Origin of the sequence: Bariatricus sp. HCP28S3_F11 (genome assembly GCF_052065395.1) — a bacterium.
Lineage (GTDB): Bacteria > Bacillota > Clostridia > Lachnospirales > Lachnospiraceae > Allocoprococcus.
In genome coordinates, this window is sequence record NZ_JBQHUC010000003.1 from 88191 (window position 1) to 103726 (window position 15536).

Below are 15536 nucleotides of genomic sequence, written 5' to 3' on the forward strand. Positions count from 1 at the left end.
GTCTTTTTGCAAAATGTTAAAATTGTCATATAATCCAACAAAAATGCCAAACCGCCTAAAATGGGCGGTTTGGCACATTACGATTTTATTATAGATTTTTTCTATTTCTTAATTTTCGTCAATATATCCAAATTTTTAACAATCTGACCACTATACATTGATTTCGGCTTTGACTCCAAGAAGTTCTTTATTCTCTTCCAGAATAGGCGCAATTACATTTTTCAGGAATGCATCCACCTGTTCAGGAGAACGTCCTACATATTTAGAAGGATCCATGGTCTTCTGAAGATCTTCAAGGCTCAGGTTGAACGCATCGTCCTGCGCAATCAGTTCCAAAAGATTGTTGTCCAGTCCTTTTTCTTTCACATTACGCCCTGCTTCCATAGAAAGCTCACGGATTCTTTCATGAAGTTCCTGACGGTCTCCACCGGCTTTTACTGCATCCATCATGATATTCTCTGTAGCCATAAACGGGAGCTCAGACATCAGACGTTTTTCAATAACTTTCGGATATACAACCAGTCCATCCACAACATTCAGGCAAAGATCCAGAATACCGTCGATCGCAAGGAAGCCTTCCGGAACGCTGAGACGTTTATTTGCAGAATCATCCAGTGTTCTTTCAAACCATTGTGTGGCAGAAGTAATCGCAGGATTCAGTGCATCAACCATCACATATCTTGACAAAGATGCGATTCGTTCACTTCTCATCGGATTTCTCTTGTATGCCATTGCGGAAGAACCGATCTGTGTCTTCTCAAACGGCTCTTCTACCTCTTTCAAATGCTGAAGGAGACGGATGTCATTGGAGAATTTATGTGCACTTGCTGCGATTCCGGCAAGGACATTCATTACCCGGGTATCAACTTTACGGGAATAAGTCTGTCCGGATACGGGATAGCATGCCTCGAATCCCATCTTCTGGGCGATCATCGGATCAATCTTATCGATCTTCTCCTGATCTCCCTCGAACAGCTCCAGAAAACTTGCCTGGGTTCCGGTCGTTCCTTTTGATCCGAGAAGCTTCAGGCTTCCGAGAACATAGTCAAGATCAGCAAGATCCATGGTGAATTCCTGCATCCAGAGTGTTGCTCTCTTTCCCACCGTGGTCGGCTGCGCCGGCTGAAAATGAGTAAATGCAAGTGTCGGCAGACTCTTATACTGATCCGCAAATCTGGAGAGCTCGTCAATTACATTTACCAGTTTCTTTTTCACAAGCTTCAAAGCTTCTGACATAATGATGATATCGGTATTATCGCCGACATAGCAGGAAGTAGCTCCAAGATGAATGATTCCTTTTGCTTTCGGGCATTGCTGTCCATATGCATACACATGTGACATAACGTCATGGCGCACGATTTTTTCTCTTTCCTTGGCCACTTCGTAATTAATGTCATCCGCGTGGCTCTTCAGCTCTTCAATCTGTTCGTCCGTAATATTAAGTCCCAGTTCTTTTTCTGTCTCAGCCAGAGCGATCCACAGCTTTCTCCAGGTTCTGAACTTCATATCCGGAGAAAAAATATACTGCATCTCCTTACTTGCATACCGCTCGGAAAGCGGACTTTGATATCTGTCGTATCCCATAGTTTCTTCCTCTCTTATCATATACTTTTCATATTTGAATGCATTCGGGAATAAATCAATTATTCTTCAAACGCATGTGAAACATCTTTTCCCGGCACTTCCATCGGATAGCTGCCGGTAAAGCAGGCATCACAGTATGACAGATCGCCTACCATATCTTTCAATTTCGCAATTTCCATATAACCAAGTGAATCGGCCCCAATCATTTCACGAATCTGCTCGGTTGTATGCGAATGTGCGATCAGCTGTTCATTCGAAGGCACATCGGTTCCAAAATAGCACGGATACAAAAACGGCGGAGAACTGATCCTCACATGTACTTCCTTTGCGCCGGCTTTTTTCAGCATTTTGATAATATTTGCGCAGGTTGTCCCACGCACGATGGAATCATCCACCATAACGATCCGCTTTCCGCGCACCACTTCTTCAATTACATTCAGCTTGATCTTAACGCTGGATTCTCTCTGACTCTGCTTCGGTTTAATGAACGTTCTGCCCACATAGCTGTTTTTATGGAATGCCATTCCGTAGGGAATTCCCGACTGTTCGGAATACCCCTTTGCAGCAACAAGTCCCGAATCCGGAACACCTACCACAAGATCCGCCTCAACCGGATACGATTCAGCCAGCGCTTTCCCGGCAATGATACGGGAATGGTAAACGTTGACATTATCGATCGTGCTGTCCATTCTTGCAAAATAGATGTATTCAAAAATACATCTCGCCTGTTTCTCCGGTGCGATCGCCATACTCTTATCCGAAGTAACTCCATTTTTCGTAAAGCTCACGATTTCTCCCGGCTCTACATCGCGCACAAACTCTGCCCCCACAGCAGCCAGTGCACAGCTTTCTGAAGCAAGGAACCACGTATTATCACGTTTTCCGATACAAAGCGGTTTGAATCCGAACGGATCTCTTGCCCCGATCATCTTACGGGGACTGGAGACCACCAGCGCATACGCACCTTTAATCTTCCCCATGGCATTCTTCACCGCCATCTCGGCATTCGGTGTCTTCAGACGTTCTCTTGCAATATGATATGCGATCACTTCGGAATCGATCGTTGTCTGAAAAATAGCTCCCGTATATTCCAGTTCATGCCGGAGTTCCACCGCATTCGTCAGATTCCCGTTATGCGCGATTGCAAGAGTTCCTTTCACATAATTAATGACAAGCGGCTGCGCATTCTCAGCTCTTGTACCGCCTGCCGTAGAATACCTTACATGGCCTACCCCAAGATTCCCCTTCAGGCCTTCCAGGCATTCTTCATCAAAAACCTCATTGACCAACCCAAGCCCTTTTTTGAAGAGCACTTTCCGCTTTCCATACGTATCGGTCACTGCAATACCGCAGCTCTCCTGTCCACGGTGCTGCAAAGCAAATAGCCCATAATACACCGACGGCGCGACATCTCCACCATCCATATCGTAAGCTCCAAACACACCGCACTCTTCGCCTAATCCTGTCTCAACTCTTTCAAGTCTGCTCATTGGTCTGTCTCTCCTGTTCAATTGAATGTAGTCAATTTTTCATATTAATTCTTATTACAAAGAGAGTATAATACACCGAATATAGAAAATCAATCTTTTTTACCCTCTTCTGTATTCTCTCTTCCACTCTTCCAGAAGCTCCGGCGATGCCTTTAACGAAATTTTTCCCTTTTCCCTGGCAATTTTTTCTGCAAGTTTATTATCCACTTCAAGGAAAATCTGGTTTCCTGAGATCATTTTCTGATACTCGTCCACCGGCATATACCGGTAGCAGGCATAGACATATCCTTCCAGCATCCGGCTGTCTTCACATATCTTATATGCCTTCTCGTACATCCTGGCGGATTCCTCGTAAAGAAACGCTCTTCCATATGCACTCGCAAGACAGGCATATACTCTTCCATAAAAACGTTTGTCCACGCTGTCATCCCGCTCACTGTTCACGATCGACATATAGACAAGAATCGCGGACTCCAACTCTCCACTTTCCATAAGTGTGTCAGCCTTGTATTTCTGGCGTTCCACTTCTTTCTGGTTTTTCAACTTTTCGAGCACATTCTGAATATGAGCCAGTTCTCCCTGAGTATATATCTTGGCATCGTTCAGGACATACAGTACAAACTGCTCCACAGAAACATGATTTTTCAACATTTCCATCAAAGACTCCGCCAACGAAACCAATTCCAGTTCATCCCGGATCCAGCGGCAAAGCTGTTCGTTGATAATCGTATAATCAATCAGATACAGGTTATTACAGAGGTAATAGCACAGCTCTTCAATTGTATAAATCCGCTTGTGGATACGGGTTATTTCATATGGATGCTTCGCGCGTTTTTTATGACAAAGAATTAAACTGCCCATTGCTTCCTCCTAATTCAATCACTTTTTCCGTAAAAAATCCCGTCGGCGGGAAGAATTCTCCGAATCCCACATCCTCAAATGTTATGTGGCAGGTCCGTTCATCGGTGAACATCGTGCGTATCCGAAGCCGCAAGGCATAATTCTTACGTTCCGGAAGCCCTTCCAGTGAAACCGTCTCCACACGGAGCTTTCCCGTTACCAGAGATTCGATATGAATCTCGATATCCTGATTATCCTCCAACAGCACCTCACACTGCCGGTCCGATTCATACCAGTGTGATCCCCACGCAACCAGTGGATACCACCCTTCTTCTCCCCGGCTGCGCATTTTCAGACAGATCTGTTCCGTCATCTTCGTCTCATCCAGGTAGACCGGTCCGTCGATCAGATCCATACTGCGCTGCATCGCCGTATAGCATGCACCTTTGCTGTAGAGATTGTTTCCCATAAAGGCTCTTCGTCCGTTGCAGAGAACTCTCAGCGAATTCGGATACCAGTTATTCTCAAACCCGTCACCGGTCAGGAAGACGGAGGAAACCACTTTCTTATCAAACACGCTTTGAATAAAGCTTTTGAAATGTTCATCTGCTGCTTTCGCCTTATCCACATTTAAAACCGGATACACGGATTCCAGCTCTTCCATCTGCGCTTCTGCCACTTTATCGACCGTCACAAAGCTTTCCTTTCCTTTCCGGTAACCGGTCTTCAGCTCCCGAAGCATAAAAGCACGTATCACATCCTGATCACAATAGAAAAGTGCCGATTCATACTGCCATAGTTCCTTGGGCTGGTTAAACATATAATGGCAGAAACTTTCTTTATAATCCTGAACGTAAATATTTTCCTTCATAACACCCAGTTTCTGCCCGATTCCTTTCATTAAATAACGAATATCCTCGCTCATCTCCGGTACAGTAAAAGTGATACTTTCTATCTTTTCAAAAGACTGCAGCGTCTGCCGTATAAATTCTGCCAGAAGCCATACCGCTTCAAACTCTTCTCCCGCAATCTGAAGCCGTTCCTTTTTCAGTGCTTTCTCCCAGATATCGGTAACCTGCACACTCCCGCGTACACTGCCCATTCTTTTCGCATTTTTTCCATATGTCCACACTTCTTTATAATATGTCATTGCCAGCGGGATCTGATGATTCTCCGACCCGGTATCCAGTGTATCCGGTTCCTGCGTTTCTTCATTCAGAAAACTGATCTGGCAAATCTTCGAATTAATATCGTATCCTATGATACTTCCATGTGACATGAAGTATTCCTCCTTAAATTATCCGTAAGCATCGTGGGGCAAAAGACCTTAACTCCGTAATTTCATTTAATAAGCGACGAAAATGTCTTCCGCCAGCGCCAGTTCCGCAGCATATTCGGTCATGGCGATCTGCAATGCGTCTTCTTTCAATCCGACCATATCATTCAGCCTTCCGTAACGGCCGATCGGCTTCACCTGCTTTGGTTCATAGACATGTTTCTCCGTTACCGTAACTTCTCCATTTCCGGTTTCAGTAAAATAATACCGGAGCGATTCGTCTCCAAAGAGAATCCAGGTCTTAATATAAGTATCTTCATATGCAGGCGTTAATGCTTCCTGCTGATAATTCAGACTGTCGTTGCCATCTTTCCTGATCTGATAAGATACCGTCACTTTGCTGCCCGGTTTCGCATGATATTCGATCATCGTCTTGTCATAAAGCTGTACTTCTCTCAGCCAGGTTTCGGGATAGTTCAAATAGAATGAAAAGAAAACCTGCTTTTCACACATTTCTCTCAGAAACTCTCTCAGCATCGGCTCCAGTTCCTTGTGCACTTCCCGGCTGGAATAGTATTTCAGAAGAGCAATCTTACAGATGTCGGCCAGTTCCTCTTCCTTCCGGTATTCATTTGCAATAATTGTAAAAACGCATCCTTTTACCTGACGCCCGCATACCACATACTCGCGCGATACATAGGCCAGATATGCCTGTTTCAGGCGGAAATAGGTGCGGCCCTCATAATAATCCGCAAAAATTTCTTCTTCTCCGAACATCATTTCAGAGAAAAGCATCTGCGTGATGATACGCTCTGACAGTTTATAAGTGGTAATATCGTAATCTCTCGCCTTATGCCACAATTTCTTCATATCTTCCGTAGCGCCGCAATAGTATTCGGCAAGATACGTCAGTGTCACTTTATCATACTGATCTCGTTTAAAGAGTTCAAAGCATACATAACTCAGGAAATCGTCTTCCTCATATCCTTCTTCCCGGATCCGCATACTGCAGAGGCGGAAAATATCCGCTTCCTCAAACGCATCTATTCCATATTCACGGATACTCTTCCAGTTTAATTCTTCCTGTTCTCTCTTGTATCCACCATCGCCGTTTTCAAGCTGGTATTTGCGGAAAATTTCCATATAACGGCTTTCATAAAACAGCCGGATTGTATCATAGGGAATCGAATCCACATAATGCCTTCCTTCCTTGGACTCCCACACGATCCGAGAGTCTTTACTGTATAAGTAAACGATCGTTCCGGCAGGATTATAGGCCACTCTCTGTCCAATCGTCCCATCCGGTTCCAGAACCAGGATATACGCCATATTCTTCATAGGCGTTTTTACTTCGTAAGCATGACAGATATCGTACATCGCCTTCATCCGTTCCGGTGTCATATCACGCTCGGTGCAGCAGCGTTTGTAAATGATCCGCAGCGCCTCATTGATTCTCCGCTGTTCCAGCTGCTCCCACGCAAAACGCTCCATCTGTTCACGATACGCTGCATACAACGGTCCTGTCTCATCCTGATAGGAAATCATATTCGCATACAGTACCGCCGCTTTTTTATAATTCAGATTATTTCCATGCATAAAATACAGATATACCGATTTCGGAAATTCTTTTTTGAGATGATCATCGTCGATCGTCATCATATAGTACTCATACAGCTGCGCAATCTTAAGATCGGCTTCGACTGCTTTTTCATACCATTCAAAGCAATCCGGAGTCGTTCTGTTTCCGCGGATGAGCAATGTACAAATTGCAGTGAGAATCATGGTATCCGGATACATCGCATACACTTTTCGAAGGACCCGATCCAGATTCTTGTCGTAATTTCTCTGCTGCGTCGCAAGATTTGCCATATAAAGCGCAATGTCCTTGGTGAGTAATTTATATTTCACAGCGAAATTCAGGATCTGCACCTCAAAAGAGCCGAGCTTCTTCAGTGAAGTCGGATGTTCCAGGAAACAGCGGTATGCCTGCCAGTAAAGGATGATCTGATTCGCTCCGTTATAGTAGTGTCGTTCCAGAACGTGGAGTCTCTTGCTGTAATTCTTATATTCCGGATCGATCTCGACCAGCATACAGACAAGCTGCCATGATCTAGGCCGCTTCATATATGCTTTATTCAGTTCTTCCACCACTCGATTTACATGGCTTCCTGTCTTGCGGATCAAGGCTGTAAGATACAGGTAATATGCAGAAACGATTGCATCCTTTCCAATCCCGAAACGACTGTAATTATAGTCGTCCAGAATATCATTTGCCTCGCTGACCTCTCCGCAGAGCAGATGCATATGTGCATCGATCAGCGGATACACATCGCCTTCGCCCGTGTAGATATCCAGCTTCGAGAGCTTCTCTCTCGTATGTTCCGCCCATTCTTTTACCGGAATTCTTCCCGACATGCTGGCGAGAAACTCCTTCATCACCTCTGCAAAGATCATATCCGCATCTCTGTGGTCTTCCGCATGATCCTTGTGATCCGCCACCATGATCTCATAGGTCAGTGATTCATACGGACTCTCAAACACGATCTTTCCGTAATTGTTCCCGGCATGGGTCTTCTCCGGATGGATGATATAGCTGAAATCATACAGATTTCCGACAAAATCATCTGTCGAAAAATTGTCTCTTGCAATCTGGATAAACTTCCCGTCCACATGGACTCTCACCGGCATATATCCCCAGGTATTCTTTGTAAAATGAATGATCTCTTTCGTCGCTTCCTTCAGGTTACGGAACGTTCTCTGAGTCCTTCCCATTGTCAGGAAAATGCACTCTTTCTGCTTGATTCCCACCAGAAACTCTTCCATTGCCTGTTCGCCCAGCGACCATTTTCGCATATTATCATAAAGGGCGCGGATCCGCGGCTCTTCATACTTAATCACTTCATAGAAATCTCTGGAACGGAACAGTCTCTGAGCCTCTGTAAAATCCTGAAGTGCCAGTTTCTTAAAATCACGGGTATTCTGCACCTTTCCATAAGAAGTCATGATATATGGTTTCTCTATAATCACAGTGTATGTTACTTCAAATTCTCCTCCACTGCACACGATCGTAAATTTCCCTGATTCTACATGTCCCGGCTTCAGTCCCTTCCCGTCATATGTGAACCAGATTTCTACCGGATTCCCCTCAAATCCCTGTTCATCAAGATGTACACGAAAAGAAGAAGGATATACAAGTCCTCTAATATCTCCTTCTTTCCTGTTCTTCAGGGTAAAGCATCCGCGATACACTTCACCTTCTCCAATTGTCAGTACGAGATTCGTCTCCGGAAGTACAATATCCGGTCTGGCCATGCCAAAATCTCCCTTGGAAAATCGTTTAATTTTATTCTTCATGCTAAGCCACCTACTTCTTGCATTGCATTTTTTCAAAAAGGCATTATAATGAATTATAACATTATTCGACTTATCAGGCAACGCAAATCTGAAAAAACGTACTTCAGAAAAGGAGAACTATATTATGAATACAAAACCACAATTTCACGGCAGCGATCTGGAAGCGGTCGAGGCCTATTACCACATACCAAAAGAGCAGATCGTAAGCTTTGGAGCAAATGTCAACCCACTCGGACTTTCTTCCTACGTAAAAAAACAGCTCGCCGCGAATCTGGATGTCCTGTCCTCATACCCTGACCGGAATTACACCGAACTAAAGACTGCGATCAGCCAATATCTTGGCACACACGGTTCCTGTGATGCCAAAACTCCATCTCCGGAACATATCATCGTCGGAAATGGCTCCACGGAACTCATTTCACTTCTCATTCAGACTAGACGCCCCAAAAAAGCGCTGCTTCTCGGCCCTACCTATTCCGAATACAGCCGGGAGCTTACCCTTACAGAAAGCACTCTTTCCTATTATAATTTAAAAGAAGAACTGGATTTCCATCTGGATATTCCGGATTTTTGCCGTACGATCCGGGAAAATGACTACGATCTTGTCATCATCTGCAACCCGAATAATCCGACCTCCTCCGCCCTCAGCAAGGAAGAGATTCGCACCATACTGGAAACTTGCCGCAGTGCCGGAAGCTTTCTCATGATCGATGAAACCTATGTCGAATTTGCTCCCGACATCAGTGAGATCACCGCCATGCAGCTCGTCCCGGACTATCCCGAACTAATGGTTCTGCGCGGCGTCTCCAAATTCTTTGCAGCCCCCGGACTGCGCCTGGGCTACGGTGCCACAAGCAACCACGATTTTCTCTCATCCCTGATCCAGATGCAGAACCCATGGAGCCTTAGCAGCATCGGCGCACTCGCCGGCAGGCTCATGCTCACCGACGAATCCTATATTTCCAGAACCCGCTCCCTGATCCTTAGTGAGCGCGCCCGCATGCTGGAAACATTGGCAGGCAACAGCCACCTGAAAACCTACCCGGCCTACGCCAATTTCATCCTGGTCCGCCTGCTCACCCCCGGCCTCACCTCCCAGGAAGCCTTCGATCACCTCATCCGCCAGGGCCTCATGATACGCGACTGTTCCACCTTCGAACAGCTCAAAGGCGAATACATCCGCTTCTGCATCATGTCTCCCCAGGATAACATCCGACTCCTGGATGCACTTAACAACTATACACTTACTTTAAAATGAAAACTTAACAAGAATATGCTTGCCAATAGAACAGGCTGCCGCATGCGACAGCCTGTCCTTACTCGATATCCAAATCATTAAAATCAATCTCAAAGTCCTCATAAATGTTCGCTTTGATCTTATCCTCAAATCCATATAACACCGGTGCTTCATCCTGATCAAGATAATATACAACAACAATCATCTTCATCGGATCTACAATCCAATAATCCCGCACTCCGGATTCCTTATACAACGATAATTTCGTATAATAATCCATTCTCTTACTCCCAGGAGACACCACTTCAACAATCCAATCCGGTGCACCATGACATCCCTTTTCATCCAATTTCTTCAAATCACACACCACCGAAATATCCGGTTCCACATACGTACTGTTATCGTCATCTAAAAAAACAGCAAAAGGTGCAAGATCCACCTCACACTTTCCCCCATGACAATCAATATAATCCGCAATCTTCCTCCCAATCGCAAAAACAATCTTCTGATGCATCCTTCCCGGAGGTGCCATATAAAAAATACGCCCCCCAATCAATTCCGCCCTCTCCCCCTCCGGCAGAGCATAAATATCATCTATCGTATACACTTGCTCCCTAAGCAAAGCCATAAAATCACCCTTTCCAATATCAATACTTCCATTCATATTCTACCAAAAAACCACAAACCTCACAACACCATTTTCGCACCAATCTCCCACACCATTACCTCACAAAAATTCCCTCCCCAAAATGATTCGTGCCTCCCCAGAGGCGCCAAATCATTTTTCCCAACCACTATACCTTAGTCGACTCCCTCCCGTCATCACCTCTACGCATTCCCGTCTTAAATCCCCAGGCCCCGGAGGAGACACAGGGATTGTATTGCGACTAGAACGAACAAAAAAGGCAGACTGTCCGCCCAAAAGGGCGAACAGCCTGCCGAATTTTGTCCGTTCTCCGGAGTGAGAAATCCCTGTGTCTCCTCCGGGGCCGTCCGATTTAAACAAACAAAATCAATGCAATAATCACCATATCTTCATCACCGGTATTCAGCAGCCCATGTCCGCTTCCATCTTTGCAGAAGGTTACGTCCCCTGTCTCCACCGGGTATTTTTCCCCATTATCTGTATAGACTCCGGATCCCTTTACGATATAGTAAGTCTCTGTCTCTCCGTGATGCTCATGGTATCCGATTTCGCATCCCGGTTTGAGAGTCACCTGTCCGAACAGCTTGCAGTACTCTCCCATTTCTTCTTTGCCAAGCAGCACTTCTTTCAGGATATAGCCTGCTCCTCCGGACATGTTTTCAATTTTGAGCGTCTCTCTTTCATTTGCTTTTGTCATCATTCTCACCTGCACTTTTATTTAATCTTCGCGATATCGATCAACATAAGTTGCCGGATATCGGTATTTTCCAAACTGGTTACAAGCGCGTTTGCGGTATCCATCGCGGTAAGGACGTTGACACCGGTCTCGATCGCATTTCTACGGATCAGGAATCCGTCTCTGGAGCGATCTGCTCCCTGCGGAGGTGTATCAATAACCAGATCGATCTGATGTCCCAGGATCAGATCCATCAGGTTCGGAGATTCCTGCTCGATTTTCTTGATTGCGATTGCCTTGACGCCATGCTCATTCAGATAATCTGCGGTTCCTCTTGTTGCGAAAATGCGGTAGCCCAGTGCACGGAATCTGCGTCCGATCTCCACTGCCTCCGGTTTATCATCATCACGTACTGTCATGATCATATTCTTATATTTCGGAAGGTTGACACCTGCACCGAGGAATGCTTTATAAAGTGCTTCATTAAATGTCTTTGCAATACCAAGACACTCACCGGTGGACTTCATTTCCGGTCCGAGGCTGATGTCCGCGCCGCGGATCTTCTCAAAGGAGAATACCGGCATCTTGATCGCGATATAGTCCGCTTCTTTCTGAAGCCCCGGAGTATAGCCGAGTTCTTTGAGCTTGTGTCCGATGATCACCTGGGTTGCAAGCGGTACGATCGGAATACCCGTCACCTTACTGATATACGGCACCGTACGGCTGGAACGAGGATTGACCTCAATAACATAGACTTCTTCGCCGCATACGATGAACTGAATGTTGATCATACCGATCACATGCAGCGCTTTGGCAAGTCGTTTTGTATATTCTTCAATTTTGCGTTTTGTCACTTCGGAAATGCTCTGTGCCGGGTAAACCGAAATACTGTCGCCGGAATGGATTCCTGCACGTTCAATATGTTCCATGATTCCCGGAATCAGGATATCCTCGCCGTCGCAGACCGCATCGACCTCGATCTCTTTTCCCTGGAGATATTTATCTACCAGGATCGGGTGATCCTGCGCGATCCGGTTGATGATACCGATGAATTCGTCGATATCGTGATCGTTGATTGCAATCTGCATTCCCTGTCCGCCAAGCACGTAGGAAGGACGAACCAATACCGGATAACCGAGACGATTTGCAACCTCTTTTGCTTCCTCTGCGGTAAATACTGTGTCTCCCTTCGGGCGCGGGATGTTGCACTGTGCCAGGATCTCGTCAAAGAGTTCTCTGTCTTCCGCGGCGTCTACATCTTCCGCAGCGGTTCCGAGGATCGGGACTCCCATCTTCATCAGGGATTCGGTCAGTTTGATCGCCGTCTGGCCACCGAACTGCACCACGGCTCCGTCCGGTTTTTCCAGATCCACAATACTCTCCACATCTTCCGGTGTGAGCGGTTCAAAATACAATTTATCTGCGATATCGAAGTCGGTACTTACCGTCTCCGGATTGTTATTTACAATGATCGTCTCATAACCTTCTTTTGCAAATGCCCAGGTACAATGTACAGAACAGAAGTCAAATTCGATTCCCTGTCCGATTCGGATCGGTCCGGAACCAAGTACCAGAACTTTCTTCTTGCCGCTGGTCTCTTCCACTTCATTCTGACTGCCGTATACGGAATAGTAATACGGTGTCTCTGCCGCGAATTCTGCCGCACAGGTATCGACCATCTTATAGGCTGCAACGATTCCGTTTTCATGGCGCATGTCATGGATCTGGCGCTCACTCTTTCCGGTCAGGCGCGCGATCACATTGTCCGGGAATTCGATTCGTTTTGCTTCTTTTAAAAGTTCCGGAGTAAGTTCCTGTGTCTTCAGTGCCTGTTCCATCTCTACCAGGATCGCGATCTTGTCGATAAACCATTTGTCGATCTTGGTGATGTTATGGATCTCATCGTAGCTGATTCCCTTGCGGATTGCTTCTGCAATCAGCCAGATACGACGATCATCTACGATCTCCAGTTTTTCCAGGATCTCCTCTCTGGAAAGTGCTGTGAAATCATAAGACATCAGACTATCCACATGCTGTTCCAGAGAACGGATTGCCTTCATCAGGGCTCCCTCAAAGTTATCACAGATACTCATGACCTCTCCGGTCGCCTTCATCTGTGTGGTAAGGGTTCTCTTCGCACTGATGAATTTATCAAACGGAAGTCTCGGCATCTTGACTACGCAGTAATCCAGCATCGGCTCGAAACTTGCGTAAGTCTTCTTCGTAACTGCATTTTTGATCTCATCCAGCGTATATCCCAGCGCGATCTTGGCCGCAACCTTCGCAATCGGATAACCGGTCGCCTTGGAAGCCAGCGCGGAAGAACGGCTTACACGCGGATTTACTTCGATTACACAGTATTCAAAAGTCTCCGGATGAAGCGCGTACTGCACGTTACATCCGCCGGTGATGTTCAGCTCGCTGATGATGTTCAGCGCAGAGGTACGGAGCATCTGGTATTCTTTATCTCCCAGAGTCTGGGACGGAGCAACGACGATACTGTCTCCGGTATGAACACCCACCGGGTCAATATTTTCCATATTACATACGGTAATGCAGTTGCCTTTGCTGTCACGCATTACCTCATATTCGATTTCCTTCCATCCTGCGATGCAGCGCTCAACAAGCACCTGTCCGACACGGGAAAGTCTCAGTCCGTTCGCCAGGATCTCTTCCAGTTCCACCACATTGTGTGCGATACCGCCGCCGCTTCCGCCGAGGGTGTATGCCGGGCGGAGCACGACCGGATATCCGATCTTAGCCGCAAATGCAACACCGTCGTCCACATTCTCCACTACAAGAGAAGCTGCCACAGGCTCGCCGATCTTCTCCATAGTTGCCTTGAATTCCAGACGGTCTTCCGCCTTTTTGATCGTCTCTGCTGTGGTACCGATCAGACGGACATTATGCTCTTTTAAGAAACCTGCCTCTTCCAGCTCCATCGCAAGATTCAGTCCGGCCTGTCCGCCCAGTGTAGGCAGGACGCTGTCCGGCTGTTCCTTCAGGATCAGCTGCTCTACAACTTCCGTTGTCAGCGGTTCAATATACACACGATCCGCAATGTCTTTATCCGTCATGATGGTTGCCGGGTTTGAATTCAGAAGGACAACCTCCAGTCCCTCTTCTTTCAGAGAACGGCAGGCCTGCGTTCCCGCATAGTCAAATTCCGCGGCCTGTCCAATGATGATCGGACCGGAACCGATCACTAATACTTTCTTAATATCCTGATTTCTTGGCATTATTCTGTTCCTCCCATCATCTTCATGAATCTGTCAAACAAATAGCCGGAATCCTGCGGTCCCGGGCAGGCCTCCGGATGGAACTGCACCGTGAAAATGTTCTTACCGATATATGCCATTCCTTCATTCGTCTTGTCATTGACATTTTCAAATGCCGGAACTGCCACAGATGGATCCAGACTGTCCGCATCGACTGCATATCCGTGATTCTGTGACGAAATATAGACTCTTCCCGTCTCCAGATCCTTAACCGGATGATTTCCTCCGCGGTGTCCGTACTTTAATTTGTATGTTTTCGCACCATTAGCAAGCGCCATAAGCTGGTGTCCCAGACAGATCGCGAAAATCGGAATATCGGAATTATATAATTTTTTAACTTCTTCAATAATGGAGGTGCAATCCGCCGGGTCTCCCGGTCCGTTTGATAACATAATTCCGTCCGGATTGCTGGAAATGATCTCAGCAGCCGTCGTGTGAGCCGGATAGACCGTCACTTCACAGCCACGCTGATTTAAAGACTTTGCGATATTATTCTTAGCCCCGAAGTCCATGAGAGCAACCTTCGGGCCGTTTCCTTCAATTACATATTTTTCACTGCAGGTCACTTTGGAGACGACATCCCCTACTTTGTACGCGTGCAGCTTCGGAATGATCTCTTCCAGATCGTAATTCTCATTGGTAGTGATCATGCCGTTCATCGTTCCCTTTTCACGGAGAATCTTCGTCAGTGCTCTGGTATCAACTCCTGCAATTCCCGGAATATCCTGTTCTTTCAGAAAATCCTGAATCGTTCCTTCACATCTGAAATTACTTGGCATTCTTGACAATTCTCTTACGATATAACCATCCGGCCACGCTTTTTTCGATTCCATATCCGGTGTGATCCCATAATTTCCAATCAATGGATATGTCATAACAACGGCCTGTCCGGCGTAAGAAGGGTCTGTAAGCACCTCTAAATATCCTGTCATTGAGGTATTAAATACTATCTCACTAATCATGTCTCTTGTCGACCCGATGCTCGTTCCTTCGAACACAGTTCCATCTTCTAAAATTAGAAACGCTTTCATATGTTCACCTTATCCCTTCATAGTATTTTACTTCATCAATCCTTAAAAGAAGGCACTCATGGAGTCTTTTCCTCAACCATGAGCGCCCACTTTCTCAAATTGTAAAAATTCTAACACATATGAG

Annotated in this window: 10 protein-coding genes; 1 reads left to right on the plus strand and 9 read right to left on the minus strand. The window is 46.1% G+C overall.

What is annotated here, in order from left to right; genetic code table 11:
- Positions 1–150: 150 nt before the first annotated feature.
- The 5 genes from purB to ACTNBR_RS02425 form a co-directional block, all read right to left on the minus strand.
- Positions 151–1584, minus strand: a complete 1434-nt coding sequence (gene purB, locus ACTNBR_RS02405; protein WP_441015731.1) for an adenylosuccinate lyase — start codon at positions 1582–1584, stop codon at positions 151–153.
- Positions 1585–1643: 59 nt separating this feature from the next.
- Entirely contained in the window at positions 1644–3074 is a 1431-nt protein-coding gene (purF, locus tag ACTNBR_RS02410) for an amidophosphoribosyltransferase (RefSeq protein WP_427805771.1), read from the minus strand.
- Positions 3075–3173: 99 nt separating this feature from the next.
- The gene (locus ACTNBR_RS02415; protein WP_427805772.1) at positions 3174–3935 is read right to left on the minus strand and encodes a hypothetical protein; all 762 of its coding nucleotides are present in this window, start codon (positions 3933–3935) and stop codon (positions 3174–3176) included.
- Positions 3910–5193: a DUF5716 family protein gene (locus tag ACTNBR_RS02420; RefSeq protein WP_427805773.1), complete on the minus strand. Its 1284-nt coding sequence runs from the start codon at positions 5191–5193 to the stop codon at positions 3910–3912. Before ACTNBR_RS02420 ends, ACTNBR_RS02415 begins: the two co-directional genes overlap by 26 nt.
- A 66-nt stretch (positions 5194–5259) precedes the next feature.
- Positions 5260–8544, minus strand: a complete 3285-nt coding sequence (locus ACTNBR_RS02425; protein ID WP_427805774.1) for a DUF5717 family protein — start codon at positions 8542–8544, stop codon at positions 5260–5262.
- 124 nt (positions 8545–8668) lie between these two features.
- Between ACTNBR_RS02425 and ACTNBR_RS02430 the strand changes: the two genes are divergently transcribed.
- Complete coding sequence (locus tag ACTNBR_RS02430; protein WP_441015728.1) at positions 8669–9802, plus strand: pyridoxal phosphate-dependent aminotransferase; 1134 nt, start codon at positions 8669–8671, stop codon at positions 9800–9802.
- Positions 9803–9860: 58 nt separating this feature from the next.
- Here ACTNBR_RS02430 and ACTNBR_RS02435 read toward each other — a convergent pair whose 3' ends face one another.
- From ACTNBR_RS02435 to ACTNBR_RS02450, 4 genes are all read right to left on the minus strand, one after another.
- Positions 9861–10409 carry a Uma2 family endonuclease gene (locus ACTNBR_RS02435; RefSeq protein ID WP_441015831.1) on the minus strand — a complete coding sequence of 183 codons (549 nt, stop codon included), beginning with the start codon at positions 10407–10409 and terminating at the stop codon, positions 9861–9863.
- 370 nt (positions 10410–10779) lie between these two features.
- Entirely contained in the window at positions 10780–11124 is a 345-nt protein-coding gene (locus tag ACTNBR_RS02440) for a cupin domain-containing protein (RefSeq protein WP_427805871.1), read from the minus strand.
- Positions 11125–11141: 17 nt separating this feature from the next.
- On the minus strand, positions 11142–14342 hold the full coding sequence (gene carB / locus ACTNBR_RS02445; protein WP_441015725.1) for a carbamoyl-phosphate synthase large subunit: 3201 nt from the start codon (positions 14340–14342) through the stop codon (positions 11142–11144).
- The gene (locus tag ACTNBR_RS02450; RefSeq protein ID WP_441015722.1) at positions 14342–15412 is read right to left on the minus strand and encodes a carbamoyl phosphate synthase small subunit; all 1071 of its coding nucleotides are present in this window, start codon (positions 15410–15412) and stop codon (positions 14342–14344) included. The genes carB and ACTNBR_RS02450 overlap by 1 nt, the downstream gene beginning before the upstream one ends.
- Positions 15413–15536: the final 124 nt, after the last annotated feature.